This is a genomic window from Mucilaginibacter sp. McL0603, assembly GCF_049992945.1.
Lineage (GTDB): Bacteria > Bacteroidota > Bacteroidia > Sphingobacteriales > Sphingobacteriaceae > Mucilaginibacter.
In genome coordinates this window covers 402,890-422,216 of the sequence record NZ_CP188251.1, presented here as the reverse complement: position 1 = coordinate 422,216, position 19,327 = coordinate 402,890, and the positions used below count along the sequence as shown (strand labels likewise).

Below are 19,327 nucleotides of genomic sequence, written 5' to 3'. Positions count from 1 at the left end.
CTAAATGTTGGTAGAAGAATAATTAAAATGATTTTTGCGCCGTAGGTGCAATAACCGAATATGCATTTCTAATAACAATAGCGGAAAATGTATTGCACCTACGGGGCAAAAGGAACTATCATATCTTTTTTTCTACCGACATGTTACCCCGATTGGGGTAAATTATAAAGATGGGTACACAGTAGCTCTCCCTTGGGAGGGAAGTTATTCGATAATTAAATCTTTCGAACACTCTTCGTTTTAAACCCATCCCTATGGTTTGTGCAAACACATTGCTATATTCGGGCAATCGTTATGGCCTCACAAAATCTCATCAACTCTGATATCGACGACTTCTACGCTAACACTTCCGAAGAGGGCAGGCTGCAGCTTGGCCTCGGCCCACTGGAGTTTGAGCGCAATAAAGAACTCATTCAACGTTATCTGCCTAAAAAAGGAATTGTGATAGATGTTGGTGGCGGCCCAGGCGTTTATTCAGAATGGCTGGCTGGCTTAGGTCACCAGTTATATTTGATCGACCCGGTTGAGAAGCATATTAAACAAGCCAATAAAAGATCCAACAAAGCCAAAAAGCCATTCAAAAGCCTATTAGGGGAAGCGCAAAAATTGGAACTGGCAGGCAGTTTTGCTGATGTTATAATACTGCATGGGCCATTATATCATCTGCAATTAAAAGCTGATAGGATCAGGGCGATTACAGAAGCTAAACGGGTATTAAAACCGAATGGAGTGGTGCTTGGCTTTGCCATCAATCATTCCGCATCTGCCATTGCAGCCTTATTGAACGGATTTATCCACACGCCTGAAATATTTGCCATGTGCGAGGTGGAATTGACGACGGGCATACACACCCCACCTGCAAATATGCCGGGTATATTGCCTAATGCTTATTTCCATCGCCCTGCTGAATTAAAGGCCGAATTTGAAGAAGCCGGGCTTACATGCCTGGATACGTATGCCGTAGAAGGTATGGTATGGCTTGATAAAAATTATTTTGAAAGCCGATCCAATCCGGAAAAAAAAGAAAGGATGCTGGAACTGATGAAGATCACAGAAAATGATCAATCGCTGCTTTCATTAAGTCCGCACATGATGATCGCTGCAAGAAAGAAATAATTTCATATCGGCATAAGGATAAATAAATCCGAAATCGAACATCTCAACTCCGAAATCATTATATCTCCATCACTTCTTTCTTCTTCTTGCTTTTCATTCGCTTGGGAACAAATTCTAATATCTCGTTCTTTAACGCTTCTATCATACGGCGTTTAAGGAAGTTTTTCTGGATAACAATGCTAACTTCCCTTGCTGGTTCCGGCGATTTAAAGTAGCGGACTTTATCTAATTGCTTGTCACTTAATTCAGCTAATGCTAGTTCGGGCAAAATAGTTGCACCGTTGTTTTGATCAACCATTCGTTTCAGGGTTTCTACACTACCTGTATTATATTCAAAATGCAGGAACCCTTTTGTGGTCTTGCGACGCTGGCAAATATTCAGCACCTGTTCGCGCATGCAGTGGCCTTCGTTAAGCACCCATATCTCTTCCATATCAATATCCTCCGGACTGATACTTTTCTTCTTCGATAATTTACTGTTCTTAGATACATAAGCCACAAAATTTTCGTAGAAAACAGGTATCTCAGTCAGTGCATTTTCACGCAATGGGGTTGATAATATGCCGCAATCCAGCGTGCCCAGTTTTAATTGCTGAATAATATCCTCCGTGGTTTGCTCCCACACAATCAATTTTACCTGCGGATACTTCTGAATAAAACTGCTGATTATTTTCGGCAGGATATATGGTGATACAGTAGGGATAATACCCACTTTCAATTCACCGGATAGTTCTTTTTGCCTGTCGGTGATAATCTCACGTATCTTTTCACTTTCAGCTAGTAATATCCTTGCCTGGTCAATGATCTCTATACCAATTTCAGTAGGGGTCACTGGCTGCTTGCTGCGATCAAATATTTTAACGCCAAGTGTGTCCTCGAGCTTTTGAACCTGCATACTTAGTGTAGGCTGGGTTACAAAACACTTTTCAGCCGCCAAAACAAAGCTACGGTAGGTGTCAACAGCTACAATATATTCAAGTTGCGTGATTGTCATATAGATAGGATTTAAGAGTTAAGAGTCAGGAATCAAGTTTTAAACCGGGTTAAAAAGTGCAAAACAAATATTTGGGATTTATTAATCCTGGCGCTTGCTTCTTGAACTTAACCAATATAGATCAAATCTAATTCAAATATAATAATTATTGATTTTCTCTATTAAAGAATAATAGAAATGGTTGTAGCTAAGAATTGGTTATACGTTTTAAGTTGGACGTTATACGTTCAACTATCCATCGCAAAAAGCCCCCTGTATATTTATTACAGAGGGCTATTCTTACAACTACGTAAAACGTCTCACGTATAACCTATAACCTATTCCACCGTCACCGACTTCGCCAAATTTCTTGGCTGGTCTACATTACATCCGCGCATTACAGCGATATGGTAAGCCAATAGTTGTAAAGGTATAGTAGCCAGTAATGGCACAAAAGCTTCCGCAGTTTGAGGTATTTCTATGACAAAATCCGCCATCGCTTTTACATCGGTATCTCCTTCAGTAACAATGGCAATTACGTGCCCGCCACGGGCCTTAACCTCCTGTATATTGCTGATCACTTTCTCATACGATGAATGTTTAGTAGCTATAAATACAACCGGCATATCATCATCTATCAAAGCGATAGGACCATGCTTCATTTCGGCGGCAGGGTATCCCTCCGCATGGATATAGGATATTTCTTTAAGCTTCAATGCACCCTCAAGAGCAACCGGGAATGAGCTGCCCCGGCCTAAAAACAAACAGTTGGTAGAATCCTTAAACTTAGCTGCAATTGCTTTAACGTGCTCATTTGATTTAAGTGCTTTTTCTACCAGTTCAGGTATTTCATCAAGCTCTGTTAAATATTCTATCAGCTTGCTTTGAGTAATAGTTCCGCGTTGCTGTGCTATATAAAAAGCGATTAAAGTAAGTACGCTAACCTGTGCGGTAAATGCTTTGGTTGATGCCACCCCAATTTCGGGACCAGCGTGTGTGTATACCCCTGCATGTGTAGTGCGCGGAATAGAAGCACCAACCACGTTACAAATACCAAATATTGTTGCTCCTTTTTCTTTTGCCAATTCAATAGCAGCCATTGTATCGGCAGTCTCACCCGACTGTGATATCGCTATTACCAGATCTTTTTCAGTAATGATAGGATTACGGTATCTGAATTCAGAAGCATATTCTACTTCAACCGGAACGCGGGCATATTCCTCTATCAAATATTCGCCAACCAACCCGGCATGCCACGAAGTACCGCAGGCCACAATGATGATACGGTCTACATTTTTTAGTTTTTCGGTATACTCTTTTATGCCTCCCAATTGCACCTTACCCTGCTGCGGATATATCCTGCCGCGCATACAATCACGGATCGATCGTGGCTGTTCGTATATCTCCTTCAACATAAAATGGTCATAGCCACCTTTCTCAAGCATTTCCAGCTTCAGGTCAAGCTCATGTATATAGGGAATTTGTACTGTGTTATCAATATTCTTGATCAGAAGATTCTCCCTATGTATATAGGCTATTTCGTTATCATTTAAGTAGATCACATTTTTTGTGTATTCTACAATAGGCGTAGCGTCTGACGCAACAAAATATTCACCTTCGCCAACGCCTATAACCAATGGGCTGCCTTTACGTGCAGCGATCAATTGATCCGGTTCGTCAGAGCTCATGATCACAATAGCGTAAGCGCCGATTACTTTATTAAGAGTTACCCTTACAGCTTCATGAAGATCAAGCCCTGTTTCTTGCTGGATATCTTCAACCAGGTGTATTAACACTTCGGTATCGGTATCGCTTAAAAACACATGCCCCTTTGCCAGCAAAGCCTCTTTAATGACTGCATAATTCTCAATGATACCGTTATGAATAATAGTAAGCTTACGATTGCCGGAAGAATGCGGATGAGAGTTACGGTCGCTGGGGATACCATGTGTAGCCCAACGGGTATGACCCATGCCAATTGTGGCCTTTAAATTTACATCTTTAACAAAGCTTTCCAGGTCGCTTACCTTGCCGGCCTTCTTATAAACTTTAAGATCTTTATCAATTAAAGCAACGCCTGCGCTATCATATCCACGATATTCTAAACGATGTAACCCCTTGATAATGATAGGATATGCATCTCTATAACCAATATAACCAACAATACCACACATAAGTAGAAGTTTTTAAATTTAAGAAGTAACAAAAATAGTTAGCTATCTGACATAATCAACAGTAACAGCTAAAATAGTTACAATAAATAAAAAAGGCCTCTTTATGAGGCCTTTACTTTACTTATTTATCTTGGTATAAATGATATTCAGCTTGATACGGGAGGCGGAAGTTTTGTCGCTCCCGACGGCAACCACTCTTCCTGCCGTCTGAGGTGTGGGACTAATATCAATGGCGGTTGTATTGGTAGTGTCAACAGGCGCCAGGTAAGTACCATAATCAACTGTTCTTCCGTCCATTAAGTCTTGAATATAAGCAGTTACAATAAAATGGTAGCTTTTTGTAGCTGTACCATAATATCCGCCAAATACACCTACACCCTGGTAACGGGGATCTAGCGAGTTTGCATCTTCCAATTCAATTTTCTGATGTGCAATATCATATTTGTACATGGTTATTTTAGGCTGTGGCTTAAAAGGAATGATCGTAGTTCCATCGGGCGTTACTACCAACTCTGCGCGGTTTATAACGATATTCCCAATGTTTTTTATCATGCTTTTGAGATACGGGAATTTGATCCTGACTTTTGTACCAGCCAATCCCTGCAGATAGATCGAATTTCTTGAACTCGTAGTATCCGCGAATTCAGTTTGGAGCGTAGTAGAAAATGTGTGTTTTATTTGCGCAGTATGGATACCAAGCGGAAGCGCAACCATGGCAGTATCTATAGTTGTACCATTTGTAGCCTTGTAGTATACATTTAATGAATCGGTCAAGCCAAACATCATTATCCCACCGGCACCGGTTGATCCGGTTTTGTCCATAGTAAAATATAGCCCATTAACGGTATTTTGGAAAACAGTATTTGAGGCCAGCGTTGCGCTGCTTGCTCCAAATAAAATACTATTGACAAAGTTTTTATCTATTGGTATTCTTAATTGAGGCGCTACTTTTATTAAGCTATCAGGCTGTCCGGTTATGATATTTAATATCTTGATGCTATCATGCGAGCGTACATTAAATGTGCGTGTCCCCAATAGTACTGCTTTATTGGCAAGGCCATCCCAATTCATTGTATTATAATACGTTTTGCCTAACGGACGTGCACCTGCGCCTAATTGGTAAATATTAACTTTATACCTTGAAGTAAGAGAGTCGCCATAAAAGCCATCGGCATATTTTAACACCAAAACTGCAGAGTCAATAGATATTGTTCCTGTAGGCAATGAGTAAGGCACACTGCCAGGCAAATTAAGCCCAACAGCAATATTTGACTCTAAAGAGCCAAATACCGGGTCAATGAAATAACCCAGCGGGGTTTTAGCCAGGGAGGATGTCGGTACCGAATCTTCCTTGAGCGTATTTACAATTACCGTCGCTGTATCTACCAGTGAACCATTAAGTTGAAGTGCAGGACCCGGGTCAAGCCCTACGGTATCCTTGTTCTTACAGCTATTCAAAATAAAAAGACTTATTAACAAGGTCAATAAGTCTATTCGGAAAAATTTCATATATGATCTCAAAGCTTATGCAACATGTACCAATTCTTCGTTGGTAATTTCGTCGTAAAAATTGTAATAATTTTCGAAATCAGAAGTGGAATTAAACTCTAAAACTGATTTATGGCTGTTTTTAACATTATTTAACACTTCCTCATCGATATTTTCGCTGCCCAAAACTATTCCGTCAGAATAGTGGATGGCACCGGCATATAGTGATGAGTTCGTTCCGGGTTTGTAAACCTCGGTATGTTTCTCAGTCATATCAGCCATAACTGCTTTGCGTGCAAAGTCAGGATTAAGCTGACCATTGAAATCATTCTCGTAAATAGAATAGATCACTTTCGAGTTTTTGAAAGTCGGATCATCCTTATAAGTTGTTTTTAAATAAGCAGGTACCAATGCGCTCATCCAGCCATGGCAGTGAATCACATCAGGCGCCCAGCCTAATTTTTTTACAGTTTCCAATGCACCTTTGCAAAAGAAAATCGTCCTTTCGTCATTATCAGCATAGAACTTTCCATCCTTATCGCCAAACACATACTTACGCTGAAAATATTCTTCATTGTCCAAAAAATACACTTGCATACGCGCTGCCGGAATCGACGCTACCTTAATGATCAAAGGGTTATCATTATCGTTAATAATGATATTCATACCCGATAAACGAATCACTTCATGAAGTCTGTTCCTACGCTCATTTATATTCCCGAAACGTGGCATAAGGATACGGATCTCGTAACCTTTTTCCTGCATTGCCTGTGGCAATTGGCGCGTTATTTCTGAAATTTTAGAGAGTTCGAGGAAAGGTGACATTTCATGTGTGATGAACAGAAGCTTAGATTTACCCATCTCTAATCAGTATTAAATTTATGTAAAGAAGTCAAAAAATTGAGTCTGCAAATATAAGCATTATCTTATGAATTATCAATGTATTATGCAAGTTAGTTTTGGTTATTTTTAATCAAATGCACAACTTTGCCCGATTTTTATTAAATTTCATAGCTTGAAACCATCATGAGCTAAACTCAATAAATTAAATTGCTCATGATAGCTTCATCGCCAATAAAAAACAATCCATTTGATGGAAATTTTCACTACTAAGAAAAACCTTACCGAGTACCTTGAGCAATTGCGTAAGGCCGGAAAAAAGATTGGTTTTGTGCCTACATTGGGTGCACTACACCAGGGTCATCTATCGCTATTGGCGCAATCGCAACAATATTGTGACGTTTCAATTTGCAGTATTTTTGTTAACCCAACGCAATTTAACGATCCTAAAGACCTGGAGAAATATCCGCGCCCGATAGCCTCCGATATTGAAAAATTAGAGCAGGCTGGTTGCGACATTTTGTTCAACCCGGAGGTAAATGAGATGTATGCCGCCAATGAGCAATGGCATTTAGACATAGGCGAACTGGAGCATTTGCTTGAAGGAAAATTCAGGCCCGGCCATTACCAGGGGGTTACGCAGGTTGTGTTCAAATTATTTGATATTGTTAAGCCGGACATGGCTTTCTTTGGCCAAAAGGATTATCAGCAGTTTTTAGTTATCCAAAAAATGGTCGAGTTGCTGCATTTGCCGGTTAAGCTGGTTATGTGCCCTATACTGCGCGAACCGGATGGCCTGGCCATGAGCTCAAGAAATATACATTTATCAGTTGAGGAAAGGCGGCATGCACTTGTATTATCAAAAACCCTCAACTGGCTTAAACAGCATTTTAATAAGAGTAATATTGCTTCGTTAACAAATGCCAGCGAAGTAATGATCAATGCTGAACCCGGCGTCCAACTGGAATATTTTGAGGTAGTGGATGGCGATAGTCTGCATAGTGCTGATCAGCAAACCAAAAGCATAGTGGCTCTTGTAGCAGTTAAAGTAGGCAATACAAGGCTGATAGATAATATTATTTTAGTGGATTAGTTAATTGGTGATCCGTTAATCAGTGATCGGTAGGCAATTCATACAAAATACCCGATCACTAATCGCTGGTTACCTAATAATTGACAGTGGATTTGTTAATTATGAGCCGGTAAGTAATTCATACAAAAACACCTGATCACTAATTAACTAATCACTGACCTCTGATTAACTGGTAACTGACAACAGTCGTCATCATAATGCAACTAATCACTAATCTCTAATCTCTGATTAACTAAATTACTAACTTTGCATCATGATTATTGAGGTATTAAAATCCAAGCTGCACCGCGCAAGGGTAACTCAGGCTGAGTTGAATTACGTCGGCAGCATCACCATAGATGAGGATTTAATGGATGCGGCTAATATTATAGCCAATGAGAAAGTACAGATCGTAAATAACAATAACGGTGCCCGGTTTGAAACCTATGTAATACGGGGTGAACGCGGTACCGGAACTATCTGTTTAAATGGTGCTACCGCCAGGCTAGCGCAGGTTGGAGACATTGTGATTATTATGTCATATGCTTATATGGAAATGGACGAGGCCCGCAATTATCAACCAATATTGGTATTTCCTGATGCAGACAACAAGCTGATTAAGTAGACCGGCGTATTTTTCTTAATCTATTTGGGTGCCGGATACGCCGCTAACCCCAAAACCACATGTAGACTGGCATCGGTGCTAAAACCCTTACGTACTTTATAAGCCATGCGCACTCTTATACCGGGTTCGCGTACCAATTCATCCAGCATGTGCGAATTATCTATATCCAGCACTACATTGTTACCGGCATTAGCTCCTATATCATTTCGCTCGGCAACCACTATTTCATCAGTGCCATCCTCTTTTGAAAGGAAAATCCTTACCGATTGTAAATTTCCTATATTGTAATCAGAGGGCTCTGTCGATGTTAACTTAGCCGACACAATGCGTACCAGTGTTATCCTGTCGCCATTATTGCCGCTTTTACTAAAATTCTGATCAAAGCTTGTGGCCATACTAATGGCCGAATATGAGTTGCCTGCTTGAGATGCGGCTGGAACAACCAACGTAGTAGTATAGGGGAATGAGGATTTGACCATGGACTGGAACATCGCACAACTGCTGATGACTGTGCAGAGAATAGTCAATGCCAAAAAGAATCTTTTCATTATGGTAGTTAAAATCGGTTTATCTAGTATCGTAAATATAAAAATTCTGAGCTAACAATAGAATGATAAATCATTTTTAAGTCAAGAAAACGGCGCTTATTAAAAATTGAAAAATCCTGGTTACGAATAACTCTATTTTTCTATCTTTGCATCCCGACACTGAAGTCGGGATTTTCCCTTTCAGTGCATAGTAAAGTCCATAGTTGATAGCTCATAGTCCATAGTAATTTTTGGACAGGTTTAAGACTCAGGGGCTCAAGACTTAAGACTCAAAAAACTATGCCCAAAGATACTTCCATCAAATCCGTTTTAATTATTGGTTCAGGCCCTATTATTATTGGCCAGGCGTGTGAATTTGACTATGCCGGTTCACAGGCAGCACTTTCACTAAAAGATGAAGGTATTACCGTATCGATCATCAACAGCAACCCTGCTACTATCATGACCGATAATGTTATTGGCGACCACGTTTACCTGTTGCCTTTAACCTGCGAAAGCATCGAGAAAATTTTAATCGAACAAAAAATAGATGCCGTACTGCCTACTATGGGTGGCCAAACTGCGTTGAATCTTTGTATCGAGGCTGATGAACGCGGGTTATGGAAAAAATACGGCGTAAGAATAGTAGGTGTTGATATTGCCGCTATAGAAAAAACTGAAAATCGCGAGGCCTTCCGCCAACTGATGGTTGACATAGGTGTAGGCGTGGCTAAATCAAAAATTGCCAACTCGTTTTTAGAAGGTAAAGAAGCTGCGCAGGATATCGGCTTCCCGTTGGTAATACGTCCAAGTTATACGCTGGGTGGTAAGGGAGCAGGATTTGTACATAAAAAAGAAGAATTTGATGCCGCACTAAGCCGCGGGCTGCAAGCATCGCCAACCCACGAGGTTTTGGTAGAGCAGGCGGTTTTAGGCTGGAAGGAATACGAGCTGGAGCTGCTGCGTGATAATCGCGACAATGTGATCATCATTTGCTCTATCGAGAATTTTGACCCGATGGGTATCCATACCGGCGACTCGATAACCGTAGCGCCCGCTATGACACTAAGCGACCGCTGCTACCAGTCAATGCGTAACCAGGCCATCAAAATGATGCGTGCCATAGGCAATTTTGCCGGAGGGTGTAACGTACAGTTCTCGGTAAACCCGGCCGACGAGGAGATCATCGCTATCGAAATTAACCCGCGTGTTTCGCGCTCATCAGCACTGGCATCAAAAGCAACGGGGTACCCTATTGCTAAAATAGCCGCTAAACTGGCTATCGGTTATAATCTGGATGAAATTGAAAATCAGATCACCAAAACTACTTCGGCTTATTTTGAGCCGACATTGGATTACGTGATCGTAAAAATACCACGCTGGAACTTTGATAAGTTTAAAGGTGCCGACAAAAGATTGGGCCTTCAAATGAAATCAGTAGGCGAGGTGATGGGTATAGGTCGCAGCTTTATTGAAGCATTGCAAAAAGCTTGTCAGAGTTTGGAAATTGGTCGCGCCGGTTTAGGTGCCGATGGCCGCCAAAGCCGCAACCTGGACGAAATCATGCACAGTCTTGAAAATCCAAGCTGGGACAGGCTGTTCCACATTTATGATGCGTTGAGCCTGGGTGTGCCGATAGAATCTGTAAGAAAAGCAACAAAAATCGATCGCTGGTTCCTGAACCAGATACAGGAAATTGTAAACCTGGAGGTTGAACTGCGTCGTTACCATCTAAATAATGTGCCCGAGGAGTTCTTCTATACCATGAAGCAAAAAGGCTTTTCGGATGCACAGATCGCCCATATATTAGGTAATGTAAGTGAGGAGGATGTTTACCAGCGCCGTCAGCGCCTTGGCATTCGCCGGGTATATAAAATGGTAGATACCTGTGCCGCTGAATTCCCCGCAAAAACACCATACTATTATTCGACTTACGAAGGTGAGAATGAATCGATAGCATCTGATAAGAAAAAAATAATCGTATTGGGCTCGGGCCCTAACCGCATAGGTCAGGGCATTGAGTTTGACTATAGCTGTGTGCATGGTTTGCTGGCCGCGAAGGAATCAGGTTACGAAGCGATCATGATCAACTGTAACCCTGAAACCGTGTCGACCGACTTTAACATGGCCGATAAGCTTTATTTCGAGCCGGTTTTTTGGGAGCATGTTCGTGAGATCATCGAACTGGAAAAACCAGAAGGGGTGATTGTTCAATTGGGTGGACAAACTGCATTGAAAATGGCTGAGAAGCTGAATGAGCATGGTATTAAGATCATCGGTACATCATTCGACAATATGGATATTGCCGAAGACCGCGGCCGTTTCTCCGACTTGCTGAAAGAACTTGAAATTCCGTACCCCAGGTATGGTGTTGCCGAAAACGCAGAAGAAGCTATCGAGGTAGCGCACAAAGTAGGTTACCCGGTATTGGTTCGCCCAAGCTACGTATTAGGCGGGCAGGGCATGAGTATCGTGATCAATGATGAGGACCTGGAAAAAGCAGTGGTTAGCCTGTTGAAGAATTTACCTGGCAACCGTGTACTGATAGACCACTTCCTTGATCGTGCTGAAGAATCTGAATCAGATTCCATCAGTGATGGGGATGATGTCCACATTATCGGTTTGATGGAACATATTGAGCCAGCGGGTATTCACTCGGGCGATTCAAGTGCAGTATTGCCGCCATTCAACTTGTCTGACCATGTGATCAAACAGATGGAAGACCATACAATAAAGATCGCGAAGGCATTAAACGTTCGCGGCTTACTGAACATACAATTCGCAATAAAGGATGAGAAGGTTTATGTGATCGAAGCTAACCCACGTGCATCACGTACGGTGCCGTTTATTGCAAAGGCTTATGATGTACCCTATATCAATATTGCAGCCAAGATCATGCTTGGTGTGAATAAGCTAAAGGACTTTACAATAGTACGTAAGCTAAAGGGCTATGCGATAAAGGAACCTGTGTTCTCTTTTGATAAATTCCCTGAAGTGAACAAAGAGCTGGGCCCTGAAATGAAGTCAACCGGTGAAGCTATCCGTTTCATACCAAACCTGGAAGATCCATATTTCAGGCATTTGTATAAAGAAAAATCAATGTACCTTAGTAAATAAGGTTAAAGGCAGAAAGGACAAAGGCGAAAGGTAACCCTTTCGCCTTTTTTATTGGAATGCTACATGAATTACTGACTTTATAACCCCCTTCAGGGACTGGCCAGATATCATTACTTAAGCACAACCGAGACGCCGATAATATCGAATAATGAATTTTGAATATCGAACACCGATTTTTTTACTTCATTATTCAGCATTGGATATTCGATGTTGGATATTTAAAAACCTTAACATCATGACATTAGGGGCCGGGGGCTACTCCACTATCAATCCTGTTGCTTCAAAGGTCAATTGATTAGAGTTATCTTTTGCTTTAGGCTGATTTTCGCCTGCATAGTGCTGCTGATCATCTGCAACAATTTGTTTTTGGGCCACGCCCTCTACAATAACTGTCCGCCCTTTAAGATCAGCCGGAATATTGATGTTGTAATCCTTAAAATGCGCTGCGATCACTTTCCCGCCTCCTGCGTCAAGGTCAAACCAACCTCCTTTTTCCTTGGTAACCTTAATCACTTTACCTTTAATCGTAGTACTTATCCGCGGTTTCTGAGCCATAAATGCTTGTAATTTATCAGCATTCACCATGGCTGTTTCATCGGGTTTTTTTCCAAAAATTGTCCCGTGTGGCAATGGTTTATTTGTTTGTGCAAAAACTGCAAATGAAAATAAGAGGGCCTGTAATAAAAAGATCGTTTTCTTCGTAATAGTCATTAATTGAACAACAATGAAAAAATTTTAAAGTTTCAGGCTGCACCGGATTTACAAAAGAGGATTTTATACTATGCACATTGTTAATATTTGTTAAATCAGTTTATAAAGTAACAATTTTGAATTAGTATTGGAATCTGTTATGCATTAGGCTTATTTAAGCTACGTTTGCAAAAATTGCAGGTGATGCATATGAGCTTTCATTAAACCACATTTGCTCATGAATCGATCATTACGTTAAAAAATTATCTAAATGAAAAAACCCCTACTCATTGCCATTTTATTCATCTCACTTTCTGCTATTTTATTAGGAACCAGCTGCAAAAAAACCCAGGCAGTAACTGATCCTCCCAGTTTAACTACCAATGACGTAATATTGGATGTTACCTCAACCACTGCACAAAGTGGTGCCACTATTACATCAATAGGGTCATCAGCCATAACCGCAAACGGGATATGTTACAGCACCTCAAATCAAACACCGACCATCGCTGATTCGAAGACAACAGATCCGATCATTACCTATAGCTATACTTTTACCAGTAATTTAACCGGTTTAACACCGAGCACTACTTACTATGTAAGAGCCTATGCAAGCAACCAATATGGCACAGGGTATGGAGCAGTGGTGAAATTTGTTACGAGCAGTACTTTATCAGGAGTAACAGGCGCAGTAACCACCTTTGCCGGTAATGCAACAGGCAGTTATGCTGATGGACTGGGCACGGCCGCGCTTTTCAATAATCCGCAAGGCATTGCTTTGGATGCGCAAGGCAACATTTATATAGCCGATGCATTCAATAACCGTATAAGAAAGATCACACCTTCCGGCACTGTAACGACAATAGCCGGCACCGGGACTGCAGGATACTCCGGCGATAAGGGCAATGCATTAAGCGCAACGTTTTATGGCCCACGAGGTTTAGCTGTTGATGCACAGGGTAATATTTTTGTGGCCGATTTTGGCAACAATGTAATACGCCAAATTAATACGTCTGGCATCATAACTACAATTGCCGGTAATGGCACTGCCGGATACGTAAATGGTACAGACGGACACTTAAGTGGTAAGGCATCTACTGATACCGTAGAGTTCAACAGCCCTGCCGGGGTAGCAGTTGATAATAAAGGCAATTTGTTTGTGGCGGATTTTAATAACAACGTAATTCGTAAAGTTACTTCAACTGGTGTGGTTACTACTGTTGCAGGCACTAAAACACCTGGCTATGTAAATGGAACCGTTAATACAACTACCGGCACATATGCCTCATTTAATAACCCTTCTGCTTTGGTGCTTGATGCTTCCGGTAATATTTTTGTAGCCGACGCCGGAAATAGTGCGATAAGGAAAATTACTCCTGCAGCCGTTGTAACCACTGTAGCAGGTGGGCCCGGGCAATCAGCCTTGATAGGTTATCCTGCTGGTATAGCTATGGATGCACAGGGTAATTTCTTTATAACAGACCAAGCCGGGCGCATTATTGAACTGACCGCTGCAAAGGTACTTTATGATCTGGCTGGTGCTTCAAATGTTACCGGCTTTGCAGACGGTTCAGGAACAGCTGCGCAATTTAATACACCACAAGGTATAGGTGTAGATGCTGCAGGAAATATTTATGTAGCCGACTCCGACAATAACAGGATACGTAAAGTATTAGTTGTTAATTCCAATTAATTAAAACCAAAATTTCGCAAAATAATAAAAGGCCTGGTTCGCTTAGAATCAGGCCTTTTCCTTTAACCAAACAGCAATCCGAATACCTCTTCAATGCTGCCTACCGTTTTAACTTCAATATTATAGCGCGACAAATCGAGTCGTTTTTTGTCCTTACCTCCCGAGGCCAGGTTATATTTTGATACAAATATCTGCTCAAAGCCTAATTTGTGTGCTTCGGCAATACGTTGTTCTATGCGGTTGACTGCTCTTATCTCGCCTGATAAACCAATCTCACCTGCAAAACAAGTCTTAAATGGGATAGGGATATCCTCATGTGAAGAAATAATGGCTGCAGCAAGTCCCAGGTCTATAGCCGGGTCTTCAACCCTTATGCCCCCGGTTATATTGAGGAAAACATCCTTCGCGCCCAATTTAAATCCGCAGCGTTTCTCCAACACGGCCAATAGCATGCTCATACGGCGGGTATCAAAGCCCGTAGCGGTACGTTGTGGTGTTCCGTAAGCAGATGTACTCACCAATGCCTGGGTCTCTATCAGCATAGGCCGCATGCCTTCCAGCGTTGCAGATATAGTGATGCCGCTCAATGGTTCATCGCGTTGCGAAAGCAATATTTCTGATGGATTGGATACTTCGCGTAAACCCTCGCCCAGCATTTCATAAATACCCAGTTCAGATGCAGATCCAAACCGGTTTTTAACAGCCCGAAGGATGCGGTAAACATGATGCCTGTCGCCCTCAAACTGCAGAACAGTATCAACCATGTGCTCAAGTATTTTGGGGCCCGCTATCATGCCATCTTTAGTAATATGCCCAATCAGGAATACCGGTGTTGATGATTCTTTAGCAAAGCGCAGCAATTCAGCAGTACATTCTCTAACCTGTGATACGCTTCCGGGTGTAGATTCAATATGCGACGAGTAAAGCGTCTGTATCGAGTCGATCACTACCAGGTCAGGCTCCAGTTGTTCTATCTGTTTAAATATGTTTTGGGTAGACGTTTCCGTGAGGATAAAACAACCCTTTCCGAAGTCAGAAGTCGGAAGTCGGAAGTCGGAAGTCGGATTTTCAATGTCGAGTTTGGCGGTTAGAATTGGGGATTGGGGTGTTCCGCCTTCCGCCTTCCGCTCTCCACCCTCCGGCATAAGCCGCTCCGCTCTCATCTTTATCTGCCGTTCACTTTCTTCACCAGATACATACAGAACTTTCAGATTTGGCATATTGAGTGCAAGCTGCAGCATTAAAGTTGATTTCCCTATACCCGGCTCGCCGCCTATCAATACCAATGAGCCCGCTACGATTCCTCCACCCAGGACACGGTTAAATTCCTTATCCGGTGTTAGCATCCGCTGCTCCTCATCAAAAGTAATTTCTGAAACCTGTACAGGCTTATTAGCGCGTTGTGTGGTAGTAGAGTTGCTTTTCCATGTAGGCACAGCAATATTTACCTTTTCGATGACCTCTTCTACAAAAGTATTCCATTGTTGGCATGACGGACATTTGCCCAGCCATTTAGGAGATTCAAAGCCACAGCTTTGACAGAAATATGCAACTTTAGATTTAGCCAATGTTTTTGATGTGCAAATGTGCGTATGTGCAAATGTGCAGATTTTAAATCATCAATCGATAAAAATACTAAAAATATTAGTTATTTGAATTTTGAGGCGGGGGGAATTTTATTGACTTAATAGACTGCTTCAACACAAAATGAGTTCTGTCTTCGAATTTTATAGAATCTTTCACCTCTCTGAGCTTTAAAATATTGTGACTCCTGTCCAACCACTTAAATACGCTCATGACAGAATCTTCTGGTTGAGAATCATTCCTTAGTATACGCTTTGTTCTATTTTCCCAATGAACAATCAATTCGTAATATTCGCAGTCCATGCAACCACGATCAGTCCCGAGTGTAACTGTTTTAAATTTTATTCCCTCTAATTTAATGTTCAAGGTATCCCAAAATCCCTTGCTTATTTTCCCGACAAAATATTTTTGTTTTGCACTTTTATAATCTCCCCAATATTTATAATTTAACCCACTGTCAATGCTTATTGAAGCTCCAAAATCAGCCCAGGCGCCACTTCTCGCAAATTCAATTTTCGTTATTTTATTATTCCGATGAACAGGCTTGTTGCATCCAATAAATAACAGTAAAATCGATAGGAAGATGATAGATTTCATATTCAGGTTTGGGTACTTTAACAACAAGATACGACTTTAAAATTGACCCTAAAAACAAAAATGCAGATACCCTATCAAAGCATCTGCACATTCGCAAATTTGCATATCTGCACATTTATAATTTAATTTCTTCGTCTTTGGATGAGAAGAAGTGGAACTCGGTGATCTGATAGGCCGGATTACTTTTAACCTTTATCCATTGGCCGTATTTAAAGTACCATTTCCATTGGCGGTTAACAAGACCTTTCTTAATGTAAGCCTCAATATAAGGGTGTACTACAAGAGTAATGCTTTTTTCGTTTTGCTCAACCAGGATATAGTTGAAGTTATTTTCTATATCATCCAGTAATAAAATTGTCGGACGTATGGTGCCAGTACCATGGCAGGTTGGACAAACCTCGCTGGTAACGATATTCATTTCCGGCCTTACCCGCTGGCGGGTGATCTGTACCAGGCCGAACTTGCTTGGCGGTAAAATAGTATGCTTCGCCCTGTCGTGTGACATCTCATCCCGAAGGAAATCAAAGAGGTCTTTACGGTTATTGGGCTTGTGCATATCTATAAAGTCGATAACCACAATGCCGCCCATATCGCGCAATCTTAACTGACGGGCAATTTCCCTGGCAGCTTCTTTATTTACCTGGTAGGCATTTTCTTCCTGGTTTTCTTTGCTGGCAGTACGGTTACCGCTGTTCACGTCAATTACGTGCAGGGCCTCGGTATGCTCTATCACCAGGTAAGCACCACCTGCTAAATTCACCGTTTTACCAAAAGCGCCCTTTATCTGCTTATCAACCCCGTAGTATTCAAATATGGGGTCTTTATGTTTATGCAGACGAACTATATTTTCAAGATCCGGGGATATCTGGTGCACATAGGTGCGTATCTCCTCGTAAATGGCATTATCATTTACATAGATATGCTGAAAATCGGGGTTAAGGATATCACGTAAAAGCGTTGATGTACGATCGATCTCGCCCAATGCTTTTTTAGCAGGCTCGATAGAAGGTAAACGCGTAATAAAGCTTTCCCATTTCGATATCAGGTCGAGCAGGTCCGATTGCATCTCGGCCACACCCTTTCCTTCCGAAACGGTACGAATAATCACCCCAAAATGTTTGGGCTTTATACTCTCAACAATTTTACGCAGCCTGTTACGCTCAGTGTTACTCTTTATCTTTTTAGATATAGAGATGGCTTCTGAAAACGGCACTAACACCACATACCGGCCTGCTATTGACAGGTCGGAACTGAGGCGGGGTCCTTTTGTTGATATCGGTTCCTTAGCAATTTGTACCGGGATAAGCTGATTTTTTGTCAACACCTCCGATATTTTACCGGATTTATTGATATCAGCGTCCAGCTTAAAATTGTCTAACAACTTCGATTGGTAACCACCACTACGTACTTGCTTGGTCAGTTTAAGCAGGCTTTGCACCTGCGGGCCAAGGTCAAGATAATGCAAAAAAGCATCCTTCTCGTAGCCAACGTCAACAAAAGCAGCATTTAAGCCGGGCATGATCTTTTTGATCCTGCCCAAATAAATATCACCAACAGTATAATTGTTGGTCACCTGCTCTTTATGAAGTTCTACAAGTTGTTTATCCTGTAATAACGCAATGGTAGCCCCGTTCGGGGTTGAATCGATAATTAATTCTTTTATCAACTGCTACTCCATTTCTTAAAGCGACATGAATCTGCCGCCTATCATAAGAGGTAAAACAATAGTAAGTAAGTTCAATAGTTGATCAGGTTGGAATAAGTTGATTGAGTTGTTATTTCGATATGATAACTTAATCAACTACTCACTTAATCAACCTAAAAACTTACTTCTTTTTATGTCTGTTTTTTCTTAAACGTTTTTTACGTTTATGGGTAGCCATTTTGTGTCTCTTACGTTTTTTACCGCTGGGCATAATAATAATTTTTAAATGTGAATTTTAATTTTTTAATTCCTTTATATACTGATCGATCTTCTGGCCAACAATCGGGTCAGGGATCATTTCCTTGCATTTCTGATAAGCATCAATGGCTTCTTTTTTCATTCCAAGTTGCTTATAACTTTCTGCAAGATAAAAATAAGGCTCAACTTCAGCCTTTTGTGCAATAACTGTTTTGAACCGGGCAACAGCCTTTTCATACTGTCCCGATTTCATAGCGAACAAACCTAAATTCAGGTTAGCATTCCTGTTGTTCGGGTCTTGCTTTACTACATCAAGCAGTAACATAATACCCTGCATTGGCGAACCTCCGTTTGGATCAGTAATACCAAGGCTTGTTTGATTAACGTATGCAATACCTAAACCCGTTTTTGCTCCCAGATCTTCTGGTTTCAGCTTAACGGCATTCTTATAGGCACCTATCGCATTTTCAATGAAAGCCGGCTGAACTGCTGTATCCTGGGTAGATTTGAAGGCTTCATTAAAATGATTGCCTGCATTCATCCAGTTATCAAACGTACTCTCTTTTTGTGCTATTGCCTGGTAATAAAAAGCTGAAGGGGCCGGCTGATTATCGTCGTCCCATTGTTTAGCCAGTTGTTTTTCTATTACCAATTTGTCTGCATCGCCTGAAGTGTTTTTTAATTGCCCTTCAAGGTCATTTATTCTTGCGGCAAGCGCCGCACCAATTGCAGTTTTAGCAGGAGAGGATACATCTTCAACAGTTACATTTCTAACAGTTGAAGAAGGTTGTGAGCCATTAACATGACCTTCAGTAGCTTTCGCGTCCTTCGGTTTTATTAAGCCTTTAACAGGCAGGGAATACAAATAACCGGAAATGGCAAGAACTATTACAATTACGGTTATTTGTTTCCTGGTCATGTTATAAAA

General features: G+C 41.3%; 15 protein-coding genes. 5 read left to right on the top strand and 10 right to left on the bottom strand.

Going from position 1 to position 19,327, the window contains the following annotated elements:
- Positions 1 to 294 precede the first annotated feature (294 nt).
- Entirely contained in the window at positions 295 to 1,116 is an 822-nt protein-coding gene (locus tag ACPPVU_RS02080) for a class I SAM-dependent methyltransferase (protein ID WP_426670036.1), read from the top strand.
- A 58-nt stretch (positions 1,117 to 1,174) separates the two neighbouring features.
- Here ACPPVU_RS02080 and ACPPVU_RS02075 read toward each other — a convergent pair whose 3' ends face one another.
- The 4 genes from ACPPVU_RS02075 to ACPPVU_RS02060 form a co-directional block, all read right to left on the bottom strand.
- A complete protein-coding gene (locus ACPPVU_RS02075; protein ID WP_426670035.1) occupies positions 1,175 to 2,110 on the bottom strand; it encodes a LysR substrate-binding domain-containing protein in 936 nt (311 codons plus the stop codon).
- A 317-nt stretch (positions 2,111 to 2,427) separates the two neighbouring features.
- The gene (gene glmS, locus ACPPVU_RS02070; protein ID WP_426670034.1) at positions 2,428 to 4,263 is read right to left on the bottom strand and encodes a glutamine--fructose-6-phosphate transaminase (isomerizing); all 1,836 of its coding nucleotides are present in this window, start codon (positions 4,261 to 4,263) and stop codon (positions 2,428 to 2,430) included.
- A gap of 117 nt (positions 4,264 to 4,380) precedes the next feature.
- Positions 4,381 to 5,772 carry a DUF4270 family protein gene (locus tag ACPPVU_RS02065; RefSeq protein WP_426670033.1) on the bottom strand — a complete coding sequence of 464 codons (1,392 nt, stop codon included), beginning with the start codon at positions 5,770 to 5,772 and terminating at the stop codon, positions 4,381 to 4,383.
- 15 nt (positions 5,773 to 5,787) lie between these two features.
- Positions 5,788 to 6,612: a glycogen/starch synthase gene (locus tag ACPPVU_RS02060; RefSeq protein WP_426670032.1), complete on the bottom strand. Its 825-nt coding sequence runs from the start codon at positions 6,610 to 6,612 to the stop codon at positions 5,788 to 5,790.
- 232 nt (positions 6,613 to 6,844) lie between these two features.
- Between ACPPVU_RS02060 and panC the strand changes: the two genes are divergently transcribed.
- Entirely contained in the window at positions 6,845 to 7,684 is an 840-nt protein-coding gene (gene panC, locus ACPPVU_RS02055) for a pantoate--beta-alanine ligase (RefSeq protein WP_426670031.1), read from the top strand.
- Positions 7,685 to 7,937: 253 nt separating this feature from the next.
- On the top strand, positions 7,938 to 8,288 hold the full coding sequence (gene panD, locus ACPPVU_RS02050) for an aspartate 1-decarboxylase (RefSeq protein WP_426670030.1): 351 nt from the start codon (positions 7,938 to 7,940) through the stop codon (positions 8,286 to 8,288).
- A gap of 20 nt (positions 8,289 to 8,308) precedes the next feature.
- Here the strand turns inward: panD and ACPPVU_RS02045 are convergent, their stop codons facing one another.
- The gene (locus tag ACPPVU_RS02045) at positions 8,309 to 8,836 is read right to left on the bottom strand and encodes a hypothetical protein (RefSeq protein ID WP_426670029.1); all 528 of its coding nucleotides are present in this window, start codon (positions 8,834 to 8,836) and stop codon (positions 8,309 to 8,311) included.
- A 279-nt stretch (positions 8,837 to 9,115) separates the two neighbouring features.
- Between ACPPVU_RS02045 and carB the strand changes: the two genes are divergently transcribed.
- Entirely contained in the window at positions 9,116 to 11,932 is a 2,817-nt protein-coding gene (gene carB / locus ACPPVU_RS02040; protein WP_426670028.1) for a carbamoyl-phosphate synthase large subunit, read from the top strand.
- Positions 11,933 to 12,187: 255 nt separating this feature from the next.
- On the opposite strand, the gene ACPPVU_RS02035 is transcribed toward carB, so the two are convergent.
- Positions 12,188 to 12,643 (bottom strand): DUF4920 domain-containing protein, encoded by a 456-nt coding sequence (locus ACPPVU_RS02035; protein ID WP_426670027.1) that lies wholly within the window; start codon positions 12,641 to 12,643, stop codon positions 12,188 to 12,190.
- Positions 12,644 to 12,893: 250 nt separating this feature from the next.
- Here ACPPVU_RS02035 and ACPPVU_RS02030 point away from each other — a divergent pair, with 250 nt between their 5' ends.
- Positions 12,894 to 14,315, top strand: a complete 1,422-nt coding sequence (locus ACPPVU_RS02030) for a hypothetical protein (protein WP_426670026.1) — start codon at positions 12,894 to 12,896, stop codon at positions 14,313 to 14,315.
- Positions 14,316 to 14,377: 62 nt separating this feature from the next.
- Here the strand turns inward: ACPPVU_RS02030 and radA are convergent, their stop codons facing one another.
- From radA to ACPPVU_RS02010, 4 genes are all read right to left on the bottom strand, one after another.
- Positions 14,378 to 15,883, bottom strand: a complete 1,506-nt coding sequence (gene radA, locus ACPPVU_RS02025) for a DNA repair protein RadA (protein ID WP_426670025.1) — start codon at positions 15,881 to 15,883, stop codon at positions 14,378 to 14,380.
- A 76-nt stretch (positions 15,884 to 15,959) separates the two neighbouring features.
- Positions 15,960 to 16,496: a hypothetical protein gene (locus ACPPVU_RS02020; protein WP_426670024.1), complete on the bottom strand. Its 537-nt coding sequence runs from the start codon at positions 16,494 to 16,496 to the stop codon at positions 15,960 to 15,962.
- 115 nt (positions 16,497 to 16,611) lie between these two features.
- Positions 16,612 to 18,162: an Rne/Rng family ribonuclease gene (locus tag ACPPVU_RS02015; protein ID WP_426670023.1), complete on the bottom strand. Its 1,551-nt coding sequence runs from the start codon at positions 18,160 to 18,162 to the stop codon at positions 16,612 to 16,614.
- Positions 18,163 to 18,436: 274 nt separating this feature from the next.
- Positions 18,437 to 19,318, bottom strand: coding sequence for a tetratricopeptide repeat protein (locus tag ACPPVU_RS02010; RefSeq protein ID WP_426670022.1), 882 nt, complete (start codon positions 19,316 to 19,318; stop codon positions 18,437 to 18,439).
- Positions 19,319 to 19,327 lie beyond the last annotated feature (9 nt).